Source organism: Rahnella contaminans (assembly GCF_011065485.1).
Taxonomy (GTDB): domain Bacteria; phylum Pseudomonadota; class Gammaproteobacteria; order Enterobacterales; family Enterobacteriaceae; genus Rahnella; species Rahnella contaminans.
On the sequence record NZ_JAADJS010000002.1, the window covers coordinates 164,723 to 186,236 of the forward strand.

Consider the following 21,514-nt stretch of genomic DNA (forward strand, 5'->3'; position numbering starts at 1 on the left):
TATAAATCCTTACTCACTACAGCCGTTTGCACGAAGCCAAATCAGCCTGAAGGCTGCTACCGCTGGTTGGCAATGGGCTTTACTGAAGAAAATGGTGAAGTTAAATAGTGTGACGACGGTCACATTATATCACCGGTTTTTCGTCGTGAGCAAAAAATGTTCGCCTGTACTCATGCAAAATAGGCATAACACACCGCCATAAATAGTCGGTGTGTTATGAAAAGTGGGAATGAAGGGATTTCAGGCGCCGTAGCCCATGACTTGCAGCAGATGCTGAGCCTGCTGAACGGCTTCCTGACGGTGGGCGACGCCCAGTTTTTGGTACAAATTGCGGATATGCGTTTTGATGGTGGTGGAGGCAACGTCCAGCTCGCCGGCAATCTGATCATTGCTGTAGCCGGAATAAATTAACCCGAGCACCTGCCATTCACGTTGGGTCAGCGGGCTGGTGCGGATGAGCTCCGGCACCTGCGGATGGGTCAGCAATTTATTCACGAAACCTTCGTCGAAGTGCGCAAATTTATGGCGATGGTGCTGATTAATTTCCCGCAAGATTTGCTGCGCACGGCGCTGTTCCAGCTCCGGCAACAGATTGAGCTGAATCAGCTGACGCAGCTGTTGCGCCATCATTTCCCCTTCAATCACGAAATGGCTGACAAATCCGGTGCGGTTTGCCAGCCCGAGCGCTTCAATCAATACGCGCTGCGCATCACTTTTGCGCCCGGTGTGCCAGTAAAGCAGGTTACTCAGCAACAGGTTACGGTTCAGATCGCTGGTCAGGCGCAGCTGACGGGCGTTCTGATTCAGCTCGTCGAGCACCACTTCGGCTTCATCAAACTGTTCCAGCAAAATCTGCACGCGGGCAATATTACGCCACTGACCCTGCTGGAAATGGTTGTCCGCCATGTCCGGTTTACGCGCCTGTTGCAGCCACTGCCGCGCGGCGGTTTTATCTCCGATCATCTGCCAGTAAATCACCCGCGGCTTATCGGTATTGGTCATCCAGTCGATGTGATACTGGCCGGTTTTGAGCAGGCTTTCACAACGCTGCAAATGATGATGCGCATTGTCGAGCTGACCGCGTGCCAGAGAGCATTTCGCCAGCATCGCCAGACACTGCAATTGCTGCTGTGGCTGGAAGTTGGTCAGCACGTCCAGCCCCTGACGCGCCGCGTCTTCGGCATCATCGAGACGGGACCACGACCACAACAATTGCGAACGCAGACGCAGTAAAAATTCATGCATCGGCAGCTGTTCAAGATGCTGTTCACGCACCAGTTCAAAAGCACGATCCTGCATTTCAAATGCGGCCTGCAAAAAGCCCTGAGCAATCAGAATTTCGCTCTGTTGCAGCAGCGCCCATAAGGCGTAGTGATAGGCCTCGTAGCGCCGCGCGATTTGTTCGGTTTGCTGCATCAGCGGCAGCGCACGGGTTAAATCACCTTTGCAGTGCTGGATTTCGCCCGTCACCGACGTGGCAACAATGCGGCTGTAGTAGCTTTCATACGGTAGGAAACGCAGGGCGTCGGCGGCCAGTTTTTCGGCCTCATCCTGACGGCCATCGTTGATCGCCACCTGCGCACGCAAGGCATCAAATTCTGCCGTCAGATCCTGTTCCATCACGATATTGCGCTGCTGCATTTCGCTTTCAGCACGCGCCAGAAGCGCTTCCACTTCGGCATAACGGTGCTGACTTTGTGCCAGCCAGGCCTGCAACAGAACCAGTTTTGGATTCTGAATCAGACGGTCGTAAGGCAGTGCGGCGAGGCACTCTTCCAGCAGCGCCAGTTCGCTCTGATTAAACAACGCCCAGGCATGTTGCAGCAGAATATCGCGCAACATATCGGTGTCTTCCGCGCCCAGCGCATGATGGATGGCTTCGGCCGGGAAACCCTGAGCCAGCCAGCCTTCGGCGGCCGCGCGGTGAATCTGCGGCAGCTCGGTTGCCAGTTCCCACTGGCAGCGCTGACGCAAAAAAGTGGCAAACAGCGGGTGGAAGTTAAACCATTCGCCGGTGTCATCCATACGGTGAATAAACAACCCCTGACGCTCCAGCTCTTCCAGCCGTTGCTGACCGTTGTCGCCTCCGGTCAGCCGCACAATCAGGGCGTCGTTCATCGAACGCAGCAACGAACAGCGCAGCAGGAAATCACGGGTTGGCGCATCAACGCGATCCAGCACTTCGTCCGCCAGATATTCGGATAAATGGCTGGCGTTCAGGCCGGCCAGTTTGCGCGCCGATTGCTGCGTCGATTGTTGCGAAGAGGTGGCCGACTGGCGCGCCGAGAGCGCAATCAGCTGCAACGCCGTGGCCCAGCCTGCGACGTCATCGCACAGGCGGCTGCTGTCAGCCTGATCAATCGGATCTTTAAGGCGGTTATCGAAAAACTGCTGCGTTTCCGGGTGTGTAAACGCCAGATGCGAGGCATTGAGTTCGAGCAGTTGCTCGCGCACACGCATATTGGCGATGCCCAGCGGCGGCAGGGTGCGTGAAAGCACCACCAGAGACATATTTTCCGGCTGATGACGCAGGAAGAAACGCATCCCTTCGTGGATTGCATCGTTGCAAATGAGGTGATAATCGTCGATCACCAGCAAAAGCGGGCGGTGCCAGTCGGAAAGTTCCACGAACAGCTGAGCGAACAGTGCGGACAAACTCGCGTACTGATGCTTCTGGCTCAGTGCCTCACTTTTCACGCAATGGCCGCCGCAGGCGTGCTGCACGGCCGCAATCAGATAGCTGGCAAAACGCTCTGGCTGATTATCGCTTTCATCAAGAGAGTACCAGCCGAGATCGCTTTTTCCCGCTGCCCAGTGCGCCACCAGCGTCGTTTTCCCATAGCCTGCCGGGCTGGCGACCAGAGTCAGACGGTAATTTGGCGCAGTCGCCAGCTTCGTCAGCAGACGATCGCGAACCACTGTATTTTGCTGCCGCACCGGGCGGCTCAATTTCGAAGGGATCAGCATTTTTTACGATTCTTTTGACGGTGAACAGAGGGGCGATCTTTATTTCACAGCGTGTAATTAATCACTTTTTCTAAAGTCCTCCTTTGAAACATTGATTGCAAGAATGTTACGTTTTTACATGTCGTTAAGTTGCTCTGCATCACACTTCTTAATACAAATTTTCAGCCCTCCCCTCTGAGCGCCCGTCTCATCCGGCTACGCCCCGTTTCTCCTCCCTGCCTAATCTTTGGCGGGATGATGCTGCTCTTCCGGAGAAGCTTCAGCATAGTGATTATCAACCTAAAACTTTTCCCACAAATTCCCGGATAAAGAGGCATGTGATGCAGGTGACTTTGGATAAGACGCAGTTTTTAGCCGCGCTAAAACGCCAGTGGCAGGGATTCGGTTTACAGCAGGCGCAGGACATGACGCCACATCAGTGGTGGCAGGCCACCAGCGCCGCACTGTCAGAACAACTCAGCGCGCAACCCGCGCCGAAAGCGACGAAACAGCCGCAACGGCACGTTAACTACATTTCGATGGAATTCCTGATCGGGCGTCTGACCGCGAATAACCTGATTAATCTCGGCTGGTATGAAACCGTCAACCAGGCACTGAAAGAGCAGGGCGTTGAACTGGCCGATGTGCTGGAACAGGAAACCGATCCGGCGCTGGGTAATGGCGGATTAGGGCGTCTGGCGGCCTGTTTCCTCGATTCGATGGCGACCGTCGGGCAACCGGCGACCGGCTACGGCCTGAACTATCAGTATGGCTTATTCCGTCAGTCATTCAGCGAAGGCCAGCAGCAGGAAGCGCCGGATAACTGGCACCGCGAAAGCTACCCGTGGTTTACCCACAACAGCGCGTTATCCGTGGACGTTCAGTTTGGCGGCAAGTTGGTCAAAAATGAGCTGGGCACCGAGCAATGGCATCCGGCGTTTTCCCTGCGCGGCGAAGCCTGGGATTTGCCGGTAGTCGGCTATAAAAATGGTCTTACGCAGCCACTGCGTTTGTGGCAGGCCACCGACGTGCATCCTTTTGACCTGACCTTATTTAACGACGGCGAATTCCTTAAAGCGGAACAGAAAGGCATCGATGCCGCTAAACTGACCAAAGTGCTGTATCCGAATGACAACCACGAAGCGGGTAAGCGCCTGCGCCTGATGCAGCAGTATTTCCAGTGCGCGTGCTCGGTGGCCGATGTTCTGCGCCGTCACCATTTCCTGGGCCGCAAAATTCAGGATCTGCCGAAGTTCGAAGTGATTCAGCTAAACGATACGCATCCGACGATCGCTATCCCTGAACTGCTGCGCATTTTGCTGGATGAACATCAGCTGGACTGGGACGCCGCATGGGCCATCACCAGCCAGACGTTCGCTTACACCAACCATACTCTGATGCCGGAAGCGCTCGAATGCTGGGATGAAAAACTGGTCCGCAGCCTGTTGCCTCGCCACTTCTCGCTGATCAAAGCCATTAACGCGCGCTTCAAAAAAGTGGTCGAAAAACAGTGGCCGGGCGACAAAGCGGTGTGGGAAAAACTTTCAGTTCATCAGAACAAACAGGTGCGCATGGCTAATCTGTGCGTGGTCAGCGGTTTTGCGGTGAACGGCGTTGCAGCACTGCATTCCGAGCTGGTGGTCAAAGATCTGTTCCCGGAATATCACCAGCTGTGGCCAAACAAATTCCACAACGTCACCAACGGCATCACGCCGCGCCGCTGGGTAAAACAGTGTAATCCGGCGCTGTCCGCGCTGATCGATGACACTCTGAAAACTGAATGGGTGAACAATCTGGACGCGCTGAAAGGGCTGGAAAGTTCCGCTGAAGATACGGCGTTCTGCCAGCGTTATCAGCAGATTAAGCGCGCAAACAAGGTGCGTCTGGCGGAGTACGTCAAACACACGATGGGCCTGACGCTGAACCCGGACGCGATTTTCGACGTGCAGATCAAGCGCCTGCACGAGTACAAACGTCAGCACCTGAACCTGCTGCACATTCTTTCGCTGTACCGCCAGCTGCGTGATAACCCGGAAATGGACATGGTGCCTCGTGTGTTCCTGTTCGGCGCGAAAGCCGCACCGGGTTATTACCTGGCGAAAAATATTATCTACGCCATCAATCAGGTGGCCGAAAAAGTGAATAACGACCCGCTGGTGCGCGACCGCATCAAAGTGGTGTTTATCCCGGATTACCGCGTGTCGGTGGCGGAGCTGATGATCCCGGCGGCAGACGTTTCTGAGCAGATTTCTACTGCCGGGAAAGAAGCTTCCGGCACCGGCAACATGAAGCTGGCGCTGAATGGCGCGATGACCGTCGGCACGCTCGATGGCGCAAACGTCGAGATTGCGGAACAGGTCGGCGAAGAGAATATCTTCATCTTCGGCAATACCGTCGATCAGGTGAAAGCGTTGCAGGCCAAAGGCTACGATCCGCTCAAAATCCGTAAGAAAGACAAGCATCTGGATAAGATCCTGAAAGAGCTGGAAAACGGCTTCTTCAGCAACGGCGACAAACAGGCGTTCAGCCTGATGCTCGACAGCCTGCTCGGCGGCGGTGATCCGTATCTGGTGCTGGCGGACTTCGCGGATTACTGCGCGGCACAGCAAAAAGTCGATGCACTGTACCGTGATCAGGACGAGTGGACGCGCAAAACTATACTCAATACTGCCCGCGTCGGGATGTTCAGTTCCGACCGATCGATTCGCGATTATCAGCAGCGGATCTGGCAGGCGAAACGTTAAGGAGCCCGCATGGAGAACAAAGTACTGGAGCAGGCCGCCAGGGAGGCGGGTATTTCCTCTGGTTTCATTAATGCACATGGCAAGCAGCAGGCCATCGCGCCGGAAACCAAGCGCGACCTCTTGTCAGCTATGGGCTGGAAGGCCGGGCATCGTCCGGCTGCAACACCGGTTCCGCCGGTCAAAGTCTTTGTCTCCGGCAGCCGTCTGGCGCTGCCGGTCAGCGGAGAAGGTGAATTCGGCTGGACGTTGCAGCTGGAAAACGGCGCAACCCAGCAGGGGCGTATCAGCGGCAAAATGACGCTGGCGCTGCCGGGGAAAATTCCCGCTGGCTATCACCAGCTGACGCTGACGCAGGACGCGCAGCAGTGGGATTGCCGGGTGATTGTCGCCCCGAAACGTTGCTATGAACCGGACGCCTTGCTGGCCGGTAAAAAACTGTGGGGCGCCTGCGTGCAGCTTTATACGCTGCGCTCAGAAAATAACTGGGGCATCGGCGATTTCGGCGATCTCAACCTGATGCTCGAAAATGTCGCCCGGCGCGGCGGCGCTTTTGTCGGGCTCAATCCGATTCACGCGCTGTATCCGGCAAATCCGGTGGCGGCCAGCCCGTACAGCCCTTCTTCGCGCCGCTGGCTGAACGTCATTTATATCGACGTCAGCGCGGTAGACGATTTTAAGCAGAGTCAGGAAGCCCAAATCTGGTGGAACCAGCCGCTGACGCAGCAGCGTTTGCAGGCCGTCCGCGCCAGTGAATGGGTGGATTACGCCGACGTGATGCCGCTGAAACTCGAAGGATTACGGCTGGCGTATACGCATTTTCGTGGCCGCAAAACGCAGGATCCGCAGGTGAAATCGCTGGCCAGTTTCGTGAAACAGGGCGGTGAAAGCCTGTATTTGCAGGCGGCGTTTGATGCGCTGTATGAGCATCTGGCGAAAGAAACGGATGTTGCGCTCGGCTGGAACCGCTGGCCGGAAAAATATCACGATGCCCGTGGCCCGGCTGTTCGCGCATTCTGCGAGCAACACGCTGAAGATGTGGAGTTTTATCTGTGGCTGCAATGGCTGGCTGAAATCCAGTTCGAAAACTGTTATCGCACCAGCCAGCAGCAGGACATGCCGATGGGGTTATACCGCGATTTAGCGGTGGGTGTCGTCGAAGGCGGTTCTGAAACCTGGGGCGACGGCGAGCTGTATTGCCTGAAAGCCTCGGTCGGCGCGCCGCCGGACATTCTCGGGCCGCTCGGACAGAACTGGGATCTGCGCCCGATGGATCCGCATGTGATGGTGAAGCGCGGTTATCAGCCGTTTATCGATTTGCTGCGTTCGAACATGACCAGCTGCGGCGCGTTGCGTATCGATCATGTGATGACGCTGTTGCGATTGTGGTGGATCCCGGCCGGAGAAACGGCGGATAAAGGCGCATATGTGCAATATCCGGTAGACGACCTGCTGGCGATTCTGGCGCTGGAAAGTCAGCGTCACCGCTGCATGGTTATCGGCGAAGATCTGGGCACCGTGCCGGTGGAGATCGTCAGCAAGCTGCGCGAGGGCGGTGTGTATTCCTACAAAGTGCTGTATTTCGAGCGCGATGAGGAAAACAACTTCCGTGCGCCGCAGTCGTACCCGGTTCAGGCGATGGCAACCATCACCACGCACGACCTGCCGACGCTGCGCGGTTACTGGCAAAGCGACGATCTGGCGCTCGGTAAAACGCTCGGACTTTACCGTGACGAAGACGTTTTACAGGAACTGTACGCCGACCGTGCGCGGGCGCGTCAGGGGCTGCTCGACGGGTTGCATCATTACGACTGCATCCCGAAGAAAACCGGACACAAAGCCGCATTAATGGAAATGACGCCGGTGCTCAACCGCGGCCTGCAACGCTACGTCGCCGACAGTGCCTGTGCGCTACTCGGCCTGCAACCGGAAGACTGGCTCGACATGGACGCGCCGGTCAACGTCCCCGGCACCAGCGATGAGTACCCGAACTGGCGCCGCAAACTTTCCTGCACTCTTGAAGAAATGTTTGCTGACGATCAGGTGAATAAACTCATCAAAGACCTCGATAAACGCCGCCGGAAAGTGTCGGTGAGCTGATAACACCGAAAGCGAGAAAAGGGTTTCTGCCGGTACGGAGGAACCCTTTTTTGGGCTTTGAACCTCATTTATCAGACCTGCCTGAAATCCACCAAACCGTGCATTTCCCCTCATCAAAAAGGCATTAAAGAAATAAAAAATGAAATCGATTAATAAATAACTGGCTTTGCAAAATATTATTCTGTCAGCAGGGATTATAACGGTGATCGCAATAATGATATAAAGTGGTTATAACGTAATGTAATTGTCACGCAGGCATGATTTAATTATAGGTGCTATTTTTATCCGATAATTGTTATTAAATATTTCGAATCTCAATACCGTTGAATTTACATTTGGTTGTATTACAAACAATTCGGATGTTATTTGCACTAAAGTATACATTTTGTTTTTTGGCGTTACATTTAAAAATAATAATGTCGAATTATTAATCCGTATATATCTTTTTCTTATAGGGAACTTTCTGAATTTTCACTTTGTCGCCCGTCTTACCTATGTTAATTATTTATACGCGGCGCAAGACCGCTCACACATCACATAAATAATAATGACAGGGTAATAATGAACAATTTAAAAGCGTCAATGTTAATTGGCGGTGTCGTGCTGTCGGCTTTATCGGCAAGTGCGCAGGCCGAGATTACTGTTTTAGATAAAAATCCTCAGAGTAATTCTTTGCTGGCACCGTTAAGTTTACAGGTGGGCGGGAGTATTCGTCCTGAGTGGATTTTCAATAACGGCGAAGAGCCGGGCTATTATAAAAATGGTCATGACGGCGGTACACGTTTCCGTTTCCGTGGTGATTATAAACTGACGCAAGACACCTCCATTATCGCTTACTATGAGCTGGGTGTGGACATGGCGCACCTGCTGGGCATGGACGGGCACTATGAAGAAGGCGCACGCCGCGATACTCAGCGTCAGTTATATGCCGGGTTTAAAGACGACCGTTACGGCACATTAACCTACGGCCACCAGTACGGGATTTATTATTCCGTCGTCGGGATTAAAAGCGACGTCTGGGATAACGATGGTCACGCGGGCGGTACAGGTATTGGTATTAACGGCAACTACGACGGTGCCAATAAACCAAAGAACAGTATTAAATATACCAACGACTTTGGTCCTCTTACGTTATATGCAAACTATTTGCTGCCGGAAGATCAAATCGCTGCCGGTGAAAATCAATATTACCGTCGTAATAATGGTGGTGGTTTAGGTTTCGATTATAAGCTGACCAAAGATCTAGTCTGGAGCGCAGCCTATAGTGTGACCGACGCGACGGTTAAAGATAATCAATATAATGAAAAAGATTACCACCAGCAGCTTTCCGGTACTGCGCTAACCTGGCAGCCGGGTAACTGGTATATCGTCGGGACCGGCAGTTATTACAAAGACTTTGTGCCAAGCACGCGCGCCAATCCGGTGGATCATTACTTTGCGGGCAGCGGCTACGGCGTTGAAGGTTTCGTCGGTTATACCTTTAACATCGACAAACCGTTCCTGAAATCTATTCAACCTTACGTTGCAGCCGATTCCCTGCAGCTGAAAGGCGGCGAAGATTTCCATGCCAACCACACCTATTTTGGTGCGGGCACCACGATCGGTTACGGCCTGTCAGTTTATGTAGAACGCACACTGGCGCATTCCACCGACGGCGAACCGGATCAGACCTGGGTGACCGTGTTCTACGATTTCTAATTACCGATTGCCTCGTGTTTTCAATTGCCAGCGCCGAAATGCGCTGGCTTTTTTATGCCCTGAATCCCAGCGTTATGCCGCCAGCGGCTCTTCCTCTACAACGATGTCATCATCGGTAAACGGCAGTTCCAGTGCCAGATTCAGCACCTCTAATCGCTCACAAAGAATAAACCCCAGCAAGTCTTTGGCCTGCGCGTTATCCAGCGTCACGATGGCATAAGCCAGCGCCCTGCATTGATCGACGATCTCTTCGAGTTCCAGCTGTGTATTGTCATAAAGGTCAGACATGGACTGCCTCCTGTGCGGAGGTGTTGAGCAGAGCAGTAGTATAAAATTCCATTTTAATTCTCCAGCTGATAGTTGATTAACTACCTCCAGAGACGCTAATCCCGATGGTGGTAGCTCAAACAGCGTTAGCGTTCCGGCCAGTCTGGAATCCGGTGCCTCCTGAGAAGCCACTGCCTGAGCCACCATAATTTGGGTGAGTGCAGACCGTACCACATTTGCTCTATTTTCATAGAGTTGATGGCACCAAACTGGGACAGAACGCTAATTCTGACTGCGGGTTTTGCCGCAGTGAGGAGAGACTACATCATGGGAATTTATACAGTAAGAAGAATTTTTAGGCAGTTTTCATTCTTGCGAGATGTCTTGGAAAAGGGAAAATTTTGAACGTATGTGTGTTGACTAACTAACAGATTTCCTAGTATGAACAAAATAATCCTGGTATCTTTATTGGCAATCCTTAAGTTCAAATTGGTTTACTAATGAAAGAAATATCAATTCCTATTGTCGATTTATTTGCTGGTCCTGGTGGACTTGGCGAAGGATTTTCCGCTTGCGAAGATAACCGGGCATTTCGCATCGTCGTCTCGGCAGAAAAGGACTCAGAAGCCAGGAAAACATTATTACTGCGAGCATTTTATAGAATATTGAAACGTGAAAATGTTGAAGGTTTGCAGGATTATTATAATTTTTGCAATGGGAATTCTGAAAAACCTTATACTAAGGGAACATTGGAGCAATGGGGAAAAGCCAATGCAGAGGCTCGACAAATAACCCTAGGCTCCGATGAGGGAAATGCAGAGCTTGACCAGATAATAGAGGAAAAGATCGATACTGCAGCGCCTTGGGTGCTCATCGGAGGTCCCCCATGCCAGGCTTACTCCTTGGTTGGGAGGGCAAGGAATAAAGGGAATGTTGAATATAAAGCTGAGAACGATAATCGCCATTTCTTGTACAAGGAATATCTTCGGATAATACAGCAGTATTACCCTTATGTTTTTGTGATGGAAAATGTTAAAGGAATTTTATCATCAAGAGTGAACGGTAAACGTGTCTTTGACGATATACTTGTTGATCTAACAGATCCCGATGCTGCACTAAATCGCGTTGGAAAAGGTTTTAAATACAGAATATGTTCATTAGTAAGTGAACAAGTTTTTAAGGCCGGGGATGACCCAACCAGCATAGATCCTAATAAGTTTATTATCCGTTCAGAAAATCACTCTATTCCTCAAGCTAGGCATAGGGTTATTTTAGTTGGAATACGGGAGGATGTGCCGGGCACACTTGGCACACTGCTATCGGATGAGAAAATTTCAGTAGAAGACGTTATCAGCGATTTACCTCAATTGAGAAGCAAATTGAGCAAAGGTGAAGATTCAGCCGAAAGATGGAAGAATATCGTAAAAAACCAATTATGTTCACTAGCAAGAATCACAACGGACAAGAAATTATCTAATGAACTAACAAATGCAGCTTATGAAATTATTCATGATGCTTCAATTGGAGCTTTAAGGGTCCCAAGATATATTTCACAACATAAGTCCATCGCTAAAAAATCAAACTTGGTGAATGAATGGTTCCATGATGCACGGCTCAACGTCTGGCTGAATCATGAGACGCGAGGCCATATGGATAGTGACTTAGGAAGATATGGTTATGCAGCTGTTTTTGCTAAAATAAATAACCGTTCTCCAAAAGGCCATAAGGAATTTGACATTCAGGGCTTAAAACCAGAACATAAAAACTGGGAAAGCGGAAAGTTTTCTGATAGGTTTCGCGTCCAATTAAAAGAACATCCATCAACAACTATCACTAGTCATATTTCAAAAGATGGTCACTATTTTATTCATTATGATGCCAAGCAGTGCCGCAGTCTGACTGTTCGAGAAGCTGCAAGGCTTCAAACATTTCCGGACAATTATTTTTTTCAAGGAAATCGGACACAGCAGTTTCATCAAGTAGGAAATGCTGTGCCACCATATTTAGCGTACCAAATTGCCAAAGTACTATTTAACTTTTTTGATAATATCAAGAAGTAATTTTGACTGAGTTTCGTTAGGAATCTTTTGAGGGATTGATAATGCTAGCTGTAAAAGAACAATTTCTTTCTCAGTTAACGACTTTTCAGCCAATCCCTTTTGAGCAATATCCTTCCATTCTTGGTTTGTTATCTTTATAACTTCCTTTTGCGCGTGTATTCCTGCATCAATCTTTTGCCTTTTTTTGGCATCTTTTGCTTCAGATTCACTCACTGACAAAAGTATCAATTCATTTTTAAACTCTTTAGATATTTGAGGAACAATAACGCCTACAGTCCTTTTTATTTCTTCCCAACAAGCTTCTTTTTTTGCCCACTCGGATATATTGGATATGCCCTGGCTAGGGGAAAGTAAAATTTTGTTCACATGGGAGGATAGTAATTTTAATGTATTAATCATACCATTAGAAATACTTTGCTCCTTCCATACTTTATCATAATTAATATCCATTTCTATTTTTTTACAACATTCCGATAAAAAAGCCAAAGTATATGCAACTATATTTGCTCTATATCCACCATTGTACCAATCTTGCGAAGAAACTAATTTTTCAGTGCATTGGAAGATGATTCCTCTTGAAATAGCTCTTTTAAAGTAATATTCGTTGAAATGTTCTGACTTTGATTTCCACTCTTGGGCAATACGAGAAGCATATTGAGTGAAATTTTTCTGTGCACCTAGATTTACCCATTTAGGATGTTCATCCCAAACATTTTCAAACTTTGCTAAATCAGTTTTAGTGAACATCTGGTTTTTAGGGTTTTGAGATTTAAATTCCCCTTGTTCTTTCTGATTCATGTTAGTCAGCTCATTTGCATATTGTCCGCGAGCTCTTTCATAGAACCATTTAGTTTCCCTTAATTCACCTTGTTTTGCTGGCGCCCAAATTTTTCTCGAAAATTCTTGAATTTTTATATGGAATGGATGGTTGGAGAAAAAGTCGGCAGCATTAACACGGTTTTGTGTATTTGCATATTCAGATATTTTTGGGACAAATTCTTCACTTTTGCTTTGGTCAACTATTGATAACTTCATTTGAACGAATACTTTATCAAGCGATACTTTCTCTTTGCGTTGTGTATGAAACAATGACGCCGTTGTTTGTCCACCGTTAACAATTTGAAGGTCGCTTATGGCTGTTATTAACAATCCTTTATCTGTGCCACGTGTTATTATTTTTTTTGCTGTTGCCGTAATTCCATTATTGTATGCAAAAAACATGTCTGGTTCATTTAGGATTGTTGATTTTATACCTTTATTGACTGAACCTTTAGCTTGCAGAAAACAACGAACATTCTGTTCTAGTAAACTTGCATCGTACTTTTCATAGATGGATGATAATATATTTCCGGGAATTACAACTAAATAAGATTCAAGAGCATCGCCTCCCATATGTGCTGGTAAGCAAGGCAGTCCAGTGCCAAAAAGGTCAATCAAGTCTATCTCTATAGATTCTTTCTGTCCCTGTGAAGATGCTTGTCTATGCAGTCGGCTCATATCCCATATATGGAATGAGCTTATTATGTTATCTTGAAAAATGTCTTCTATGTTTTTTACTTGAGAACTCAGAGTTCTCTCTGAAAAAATATAGAAATTTATCTTTCTTATGTTTTCTTTCCGATCATAAAGTTGTCTAGATAAACCATATTCTGGACTAGTTTCATCTAAACCGTCATAAAATGTATCTTGGATGTTAACACTTGCAAACTGTGTTATTTTTTTGAATATAGAGTCGATATCTGTTTTAGTAAGGCTCGCAAGTTCACTTCTACTATCAAAGTCAGCAATAAATAAATTAAGGACACCATCATCAGTAAAACCGAAACCATCCACTCGAAGAGCTAACTTGCCAGCTTTGCCACGATAATGACACAATTCAAATCCTTCGATTACGCCACAATCTATTAGGTTTTTGCTAATGTTTTCCATGAAATTATATAGTTGGAAGTTATCACCGCTAATTGAACTAGCCAGTAAGTCTTGGCGAAAATCATGGAAAAATTCTTCTGTTGTCTGATTCATCATGAACTCCAGATAATATCATTAGTTATTTCAAATCGGGATATTTCACTCAATAGTATTTCATAATTTGTTCTAACAATACCGAATGGCAAATTATTTTTTGTTAATCTTGGGAAGTCATCAATTACTGAGAAGGTTTTTTCATTTGTAATAAAAAATTTTGGCTTGCTATATTCTTCTAATGGTAAATAACCCGCTAAACATATTTTCGAATAAAAAATGTTTTCTAACTCATAAGAATCTAACAATGAAACGATACTTTCAACTAACTGATTTAAAGATAAACTTGTTTTTTCATCCTCGCTTTCTCCAAGAACATAAATTTTTAAATATAATTTCTTATAATTGCTTTCAAGCTGATCTTCAGACGATATTCTAACTGTGCTTCTTTCGTCTCCATTCAAAGATTTTATCTCAACTGCTATATTATTAAAAATAAAATCATGTTGAGTTTTTTCGGGACCTTTCCACGAATCTAAAATGTTAAGATAGTCCTCAATGCCTACTTTGCTTAGCAAAGCCTTTAAGAAAGACAATTCAGCGTATAATCCTCTTATTTGAGAGGATGTTAAAATATGTGTTTTTCTATTTGCTAAAAATAACTTCCATCTGTTTATGGATTTAAACACGTTATATACAACTTTTGATGAGTCTAAATTTGTGTTTATTGAAAAAATAATGGAGTTTATAAGCAGCGAAAAGATATCTTCATCAGTTTGTTTGTCAAGTGTTATTATTATATTTTGTTTGTCATCGTCATCCTGGCGTAAGTCAATGTCTAAACCTGAAATGGTTACTCTGTACTTTTTAAAGGCTGATGCTTGATCTCCTTTCAGACATATAACAAATAATTTTTTTCCAAATTCATTCTTACCAATAAACAAGTCATGGTGGCATTTTACGGCTAATTTTCTAACATTAAAATTAGACTGTGGGACGGCTATCCCATCCCAATTGAATAATTCATTCATCCCAATCATCCTCTTCATCAGGAGTGTCATATACACTTCCCATGAAACTTTCCAGCCATACCTTATTAACTTTTATCTCAATAGATTTAGTATGTAAGTTCGTAGGAAAACTGATACCAAATGCTGGAACCGAATGCCTTATTTCGTCGTTCTCAATTGGATTGCTTTCATTGTGTTCGTAGAACTCCAAGAGGTGAATCATTAAAAGAGGTTTTGAACGAACATTTCTATAATCCCAATCTGATATATTATTATTCGAACAGTTAGATTTAGCCTGCTCTAATTTTTCATCTTCTAGACCTAACATTTCATCCAACTTGCTTGCGACTCTGCTTTTCGCTGTTTTCCAATATTGTCCATCTTTAAACAGTTTTGCTGATTTACGAGTTTGCACACCTAAAGTGAAATTTTCTAAATTATTATCGCTTCCAACTGATATAAGTAGAATATCTGACTTAGGGCAAATGTCAGAAATTTCTCTTAGATATTTAAGGGCATTAGATTTCTTAAAGGCAAACTTACTATGGGCCTGAAAATCCTGTAGAAAATTTTCTATTTGCTCTGTGTCTACATCTTTAATAAACCATCCCTTATTAGTCTTTTGAATGCAATTAAGTCCATTTCCAAAACCTTGTTTCCAGTAGTTAGATATTAGCGAAATGTTCTTTTCATTTAGCACAGATGAAAATGGTAAAATGTCGCTTTCAATTAGTTTTCCGCAATAGTTTTGTTGTATAACTAAATCCTCTCCGCTTCTCATTTTATTAACAGCAGTAATTAAAAGTTGATCAGGATGTTTTTTTACATATAGACCAAATTGTTTGGGGCTAAGCTTATCTCTTCTCATTTGTTTAACTTGAGATCGCAATTCTTCAGTCGCAGAAGCGATGTGAGCATACCATTCTATTGAGTCATCACTTAAATATACGCGGCACAAATCTTCATACCCCGCTCGATAGCCAAACCATCTCCCCATTTGCATTAAAGTATCGTACATCTTAGTATTTCTATACATATAACTTATGCATAACCCCTCAATTGTTAGTCCGCGAGAAAGGCTCAACCCACCAACTGCAATAACTGACAAACCTTCGTTTTTATATTCGGCATAGTCAAGATTGTCTTGCGATTTTCCGTTTATAACAACCGATTTAAGTGTTTTGAAAACTCCATATAAGTTGTCTTTTACTTGTGGCCAATCAAAACCACAATTAGTAAATTCTTTATTGAAAAGTTCATTTAACTCGGCCATGTGTTTACTGTTTTTTGCTATATCATTCGGCATTTTGTAATTAGCTAAAATTGATTCCTCTAATGATTTAGTATATTGGCTGACAAGACTTTTTACTGTGTTTTGTATATCAATAAATCTTGAAACGTTTATCATCATGGAGCAATGTTTATTTACGTGTCCTCTTAGATTACGAATGCATCTGACTAAAATGAATGAATTTATTGCTTGGTAGAGTGAGGGCGGTAACTCGGATATTTGTTCATCTTTCTTATGTGTTAAACTGATAAAACCTTCGGCATCAATTATTCTGTGCAATATTTTTTCGCTGGTCACATCATCTATGAATACTTTATCTGGTCCAAAGTATGTTGTAGGTGAATCTAAGCAATAAATGAAATCTTTAGGGAATAATTCATTATATGCCTCAGAATCATATGACTCAGGATTAATAAATATATTTGCAAATGGTGTTGCTGTATAACCAACATAGCAAGATTTTTCAAATAAACCTACTATTTTTCTAATCATAAAGTTAGTTTTTGTAGGATCAACATCCTCCTTATTAGTATTAATAGAAGCATTGTCAGCTTCGTCATCAATCATAAGCATTGGAATGTCAGATATTTTGCCATCACCTTTAACGTTCATTTCTTTCAACCAAGTGAATAATGATTTTAAAGTTGAAACATTTTTTTTAATTACTAAAATAATTGGTTTGCTGAAATCATTCAGTTCCCAACCACTATGCCCAGCTGTAGATTTATTAAAGTCTTGATAAATATTCGTTAATGTTGCAGGGTGCGGGTATTTATTATGACCGACTCCAATTAAGCAACGGTTATTAGGATCGCTTGATTTCCCGACAAATCCTTCATCAACACGTTCTTGCGTTTGTTTTCTTAGGTTATTATGAATTCCAGCAATAACAATAATGAATTTATATCCAGCATCTGCAGCTCGAGAAACAACGCTCAGATAGTTTGCCGTTTTACCTGACTGTACATTACCTATAACCAAACCTCTACGGTCCCAAGTACCATCACTTGTTGGATCCTGCAATAAACCCACTATATTTTTACTTACGTCAGAAAGACTTTGTATTAAATTATTGTTCCAGCCTTGTCCTCTTAGATATTTTTCATAGGAATCTGAATAGATCCAGTTTATTTTATCACTTGTATATACCCATTTTTCATCATGTTTTGCTTCAGGATCAACTAATGATATACCTACACCCATACTTGTGACGATATCAACCATTACTTGGTTTACAACTGGCTCAATAGGGCCTGTATATTGAGCTATTGGCGCGAGCATTTTTGCTGTACTTTCAATATCCAAATAGCTCGGGGTTTCTTTCCACGCACTAAATATCTGTATTAATGAGTTAATTAGACTATTTTGTGAACTATTGAAACTGTTATCACTCATAAAATTCCTTATTAATATACTCGTCAATGGCAGCTTCTCTTCCTGCAAAAAGGCCGGTCGAAAGAACTAACGATTTATATTGTTCTGCATCTACAATTCCACTTGTCTTGAGCAATTCTTTAATTTTATCTAAACTATTTATTAAATCATTGTCATCGATTTTCGGTTTTAGCATCTCTTTTGGTGATAACGAAAAATCTGAATAAATCATTTCTAAGGGCAGCGATGCTGATATTGCATTTAGAATGATCTTTATATTTTTTTCATTGGTAGAGTTGTTTGTTAAAGAAATAATTAATGGATGCTGCATATTAATTTCATAACGTATATTGTCAAATTCAGCGTATCTTTCCCATAAAGGGCAGGCAGACTCATCAAATAGCCGTTTACCACGTCGCCGATGTACATCTGTGCTTCTATTTATTATTTTCTGAAGTATTTGCTTCATTCTTTCTCTAACTTGTTTGGGGGGACTAGCACGAGATTTTTTAATATCAATAGTCCAGTCTTCATCTAAAGAATTGTTAAAGTCAATTTGTACTCTAGCTAGCTTTGTTGACTCTCCTTTAGCAGCCATTCTAAACCAATCCCCCCAAGCCATTAGTCTTCCGTTTCTATAAATGTATGCCCCCTGATTAGATAAAAAGTCACTGCGATTTTGATAAAACTCATACTCAGTGGCAGTCAATTTACTATGATGTGGAAGTATATATGGTTGGATCCTTACAGTATTATTTTCAACAATTACCTTTTCTTCAGGCATCATTTGTGTAGCTTTTATTTTTCTGCAGAAAGGGTCGAACGCTGTAATTTGATGGCCGTTTATTTTTACTTTTAGTTTTGTTTTAATAACTTCATCAGGTGTGAGAAATCTATGAAAAACCAAAGATAAGTGTTTTCCTAAAATAGCTAGCTTCTCATTCACTAGCGATTCTCTAACATCTCCGCTGAGCGCCTCAAACATCCTGTCTAATTTCCGCCAGATTACAATTGTCCCATTTTTATTTAAGTATTCATTAAATCCCAATTCTGAAATTTCTTCCTCATCAAGTATATTGATAATCCATTCATCTCTCTGATCTACAACATCAAGATCCCATTGTGCTGCGCTAATTTCATCATTTTTTCTGGTTACTACTGTGAGCTGTCTGCATTGTGAGAACGAGGCAGTTTTAAGCCCAAGGCCAAATCTGCCCAAGTCATTCTCCCCTCTTATATCGTTGGGATTTCTAGACCCGTGTTTCATTGCGCCGATTAATTCTTGCGAAGACATTCCGTGACCATCATCAATGATTGCCATCTGTGGTTCTTTTGAGTTCAACAAGCAAAAAATGCTAACTTCTGTCGAGTCGGCTGAAATACTATTATCAATTACATCAGCAATTGCTGTTTCAAGCGAATACCCTAGATCGCGCAGTGACTCGGATAATGCCGAAGCACTTGGAGGAAGGCATAATTCCTTAGCCATAGTTTGTGTAAGCCCATCAGTTCATCATTGCTAAAAAATGAACTAATTTACACTTTATGTCAAAGAGTAACTATGTTGGTATGGTGCGGATACGTTCGTTTTCATATTAATAGTTTCTTTTGTTACTATATTTTTTGAATTAAACGTATCGCATGTGCGAAAGTCATTGCTATGATTTGGATACAATGATTATCCTTGCTTTGTTCTTATCATATAACATGAACACATGTTTAAACCCCTACAGTATTTCTCGATTTAATATATAAATTTGTGTTCTAAATTTATATATTTTCTGCTAAATGTATAAATTATCTAATGATTTATCCCCGCAGCTTAGCCAAGTATCTTAGTAAGATATAGATGGAAAATTACTAAGATAGAGTATTATTATTCTTTAATAGAAATTCTACTATCTATGACAGACGTCCACACCAAAGCTACCCGCAGCAAAAACATGGCCGCGATTAAAAATCGCGGCACTAAGCCGGAGAAGAAACTTCTGTTCCTTCTCCGGAAGCGGGGCTATTCGCCACTTCTGAACGTTAAAGAATTGCCCGGAACTCCGGATCTCGTTTTGCCTGAGTATGGTGTGGTCATCTTCGTTCATGGCTGTTTCTGGCATGGTCATGAAGACTGTAAGTATTTCCGGCTGCCAGCCACGCGACCTGAATTCTGGCTCAATAAAATTATGCTTTCAAAGCAGAGAGATGAAGAATGCATAACTCAATTGTTCGCTGAAAATTACAGAGTCGCCATATTCTGGGAGTGCAGCCTCAGGAGCATTCCTCCCCATATGGTGAATTTCATGTTGTCTGGTTTTGATGCATGGATTCACGATGCTTCTTCCGTCCGTATCGAATTCTCTTCCTCGACAGTTTTCTGAAATCTTCCCCCTAAAACATCGCCCCCATCTCCAGTTGTCCCATCAGCAACGCATTGTCACTGTAGTCCACCGGGACGGCGACGACGGCGGGGCCTTGTACGTCCATCGCGGCGCGGAGGGTGCTTTCCAGGGTTTCTGCGGAGGTGACGGCGAAACCTTTGGCGCCGAACGCGTCGGCGTAGGCTTTGAAATCGATCGGGCCGAACTGGATGCCGGAGGTGCGCTGGTATTTTTTCTCCTCCTGGATGGCGACCATGTTGTACGCCTCATCCACCCAGATGATGTGCAGCAAATTCACGCCCAGCCGGACGGCGGTTTCCAGTTCCATGCTCGATTGCATAAAGCCGCCGTCGCCGGAAACGGACACCACTTTGCGGCCGGGATCGACCAGCGCTGCGCCAATTGCCCACGGCAGTGCGACGCCCATGGTTTGCTGGCCGTTGGAAATCAGCACCTGACGTGCGCGGAAGCTGTAAAGGTAACGGGCGATCCAGATGTGAAAACTGCCCATATCGACGCATAACGTGACGTCGCTATTAACGATGTCCTGCATCGCGCGCACCAGCCGCAGGGGGTGGATGGCGAACTGATTCAGGCTCCGGCCTTTCTGATCCAGCAGCTCGCGTTGCTGGCGGCGGTCTTCCAGAATCGCGATGGACGAGGTGCTTAGCACGAAATGCTGCTGGATTTGTTCGGTCAGCAGATCGAGCGTGTCGGCGATATCGCCCACCAGTTCGACATCCGGCAGGTACTCGCTGTCCGTTTCGGCGGGCATCACGTCGATATGCACCAGTTCGGCATTCTCGTTATTCCACTGCGCCGGTTCGTACTCGACCGGGCTGTAGCCGATGGTGATCACTAAATCGGCATTGCGCAGCAGGCGGTCACCGGCCTGATTATTGAATAAACCCACGCGCCCGGCGAACCGGTGGAACGACGCCTGGTCGATAACACCGGCGGCCTGATAGGTGCTGGTGACCGGCAAATCGCTTTTATGCAGCAGACGTCGGATTGCCGCCGCATTACGCGGCTGGCTTGCCATCAGGCCGAGCAGCAGAACCGGGTTTTTGGCCTGTTTTAACAGACGCGCGACCTGCAAAATGGCGTCGTGCGGCGCGCTGCCCAGAACGGGCGGCTGTGATGTCAGCAGTTTGCCGCTGGCGGGTTCGTTGACGATGTCCATCGGCAGGCTGATGAACGCTGCGCCCGGACGCCCGAATTCGGCGGCGCGAAAGCCGTTTGCCATCACTTCGGCCAGCGCGGAAGACGAGGTCACTTCCGCAGAATATTTGGTTACCGGGCGGAACATCGTGACGGTATCCATCGTCTGGTGAACCTGTTTTACGTGGTCGGCACGTTTTACCGCGCCACCGAGAGCGACCAGCGGATCGCCTTCTGATGTCGCTGTGGCGACGCCGGTGATGAGGTTCGAACAACCGGGGCCGGACGTCACCAGTGCGACGCCCGCTTTGCCGGTCAGGCGGCCGACGGCACCGGCCATAAAGGCGGCGTTGGCTTCGTGGCGCACCGGAATAGTGGTAATGGTGGAGTCGATCAGGGAATCAAATACGCGGTCGATTTTTGCGCCGGGAATGCCGAAGACGTGTTTTACGCCCTGCGCTTCAAGCTGTGCGACCACCAGATCTGCGCCGCATTTCCATTCGATTTTAGGGTCTGAGTTTTTCATGGTGTT

General features: G+C 45.8%; 12 protein-coding genes. 5 read left to right on the top strand and 7 right to left on the bottom strand.

Going from position 1 to position 21,514, the window contains the following annotated elements; translation table 11 throughout:
- Positions 1-240: 240 nt before the first annotated feature.
- On the bottom strand, positions 241-2,967 hold the full coding sequence (gene malT, locus GW579_RS09995; RefSeq protein WP_152325241.1) for an HTH-type transcriptional regulator MalT: 2,727 nt from the start codon (positions 2,965-2,967) through the stop codon (positions 241-243).
- A 320-nt stretch (positions 2,968-3,287) separates the two neighbouring features.
- Between malT and malP the strand changes: the two genes are divergently transcribed.
- The 3 genes from malP to GW579_RS10010 all read left to right on the top strand — a co-directional run bounded on the left by malP (position 3,288) and on the right by GW579_RS10010 (position 9,485).
- Positions 3,288-5,690 carry a maltodextrin phosphorylase gene (malP, locus tag GW579_RS10000; RefSeq protein WP_165058895.1) on the top strand — a complete coding sequence of 801 codons (2,403 nt, stop codon included), beginning with the start codon at positions 3,288-3,290 and terminating at the stop codon, positions 5,688-5,690.
- Between the two features lie 9 nt (positions 5,691-5,699).
- On the top strand, positions 5,700-7,787 hold the full coding sequence (gene malQ, locus GW579_RS10005; protein WP_165058897.1) for a 4-alpha-glucanotransferase: 2,088 nt from the start codon (positions 5,700-5,702) through the stop codon (positions 7,785-7,787).
- A gap of 561 nt (positions 7,788-8,348) precedes the next feature.
- Positions 8,349-9,485 carry a porin gene (locus GW579_RS10010; RefSeq protein WP_152325238.1) on the top strand — a complete coding sequence of 379 codons (1,137 nt, stop codon included), beginning with the start codon at positions 8,349-8,351 and terminating at the stop codon, positions 9,483-9,485.
- Positions 9,486-9,557: 72 nt separating this feature from the next.
- Here the strand turns inward: GW579_RS10010 and GW579_RS10015 are convergent, their stop codons facing one another.
- Positions 9,558-9,773, bottom strand: coding sequence for a hypothetical protein (locus GW579_RS10015; protein ID WP_104923446.1), 216 nt, complete (start codon positions 9,771-9,773; stop codon positions 9,558-9,560).
- Positions 9,774-10,252: 479 nt separating this feature from the next.
- Between GW579_RS10015 and GW579_RS10020 the strand changes: the two genes are divergently transcribed.
- Positions 10,253-11,812: a DNA cytosine methyltransferase gene (locus tag GW579_RS10020; protein WP_165058899.1), complete on the top strand. Its 1,560-nt coding sequence runs from the start codon at positions 10,253-10,255 to the stop codon at positions 11,810-11,812.
- Here GW579_RS10020 and GW579_RS10025 read toward each other — a convergent pair.
- The 4 genes from GW579_RS10025 to GW579_RS10040 are packed head-to-tail and all read right to left on the bottom strand — an operon-like array spanning position 11,780 to position 18,938.
- A complete protein-coding gene (locus tag GW579_RS10025) occupies positions 11,780-13,837 on the bottom strand; it encodes an AIPR family protein (protein ID WP_206738856.1) in 2,058 nt (685 codons plus the stop codon). The two genes, GW579_RS10020 and GW579_RS10025, sit on opposite strands and share 33 nt — an antisense overlap.
- Positions 13,834-14,805, bottom strand: a complete 972-nt coding sequence (locus GW579_RS10030; protein ID WP_165058901.1) for a PD-(D/E)XK motif protein — start codon at positions 14,803-14,805, stop codon at positions 13,834-13,836. Before GW579_RS10030 ends, GW579_RS10025 begins: the two co-directional genes overlap by 4 nt.
- Entirely contained in the window at positions 14,798-17,470 is a 2,673-nt protein-coding gene (locus tag GW579_RS10035; RefSeq protein WP_165058903.1) for a Z1 domain-containing protein, read from the bottom strand. Before GW579_RS10035 ends, GW579_RS10030 begins: the two co-directional genes overlap by 8 nt.
- Positions 17,463-18,938: an ATP-binding protein gene (locus tag GW579_RS10040; protein WP_165058904.1), complete on the bottom strand. Its 1,476-nt coding sequence runs from the start codon at positions 18,936-18,938 to the stop codon at positions 17,463-17,465. Before GW579_RS10040 ends, GW579_RS10035 begins: the two co-directional genes overlap by 8 nt.
- A gap of 415 nt (positions 18,939-19,353) precedes the next feature.
- On the opposite strand from GW579_RS10040, the gene GW579_RS10045 reads away from it, so the two are divergent.
- Positions 19,354-19,821, top strand: a complete 468-nt coding sequence (locus GW579_RS10045; protein WP_165058906.1) for a very short patch repair endonuclease — start codon at positions 19,354-19,356, stop codon at positions 19,819-19,821.
- Positions 19,822-19,831: 10 nt separating this feature from the next.
- On the opposite strand, the gene alsS is transcribed toward GW579_RS10045, so the two are convergent.
- A complete protein-coding gene (gene alsS / locus GW579_RS10050) occupies positions 19,832-21,508 on the bottom strand; it encodes an acetolactate synthase AlsS (protein WP_165058908.1) in 1,677 nt (558 codons plus the stop codon).
- Positions 21,509-21,514: the final 6 nt, after the last annotated feature.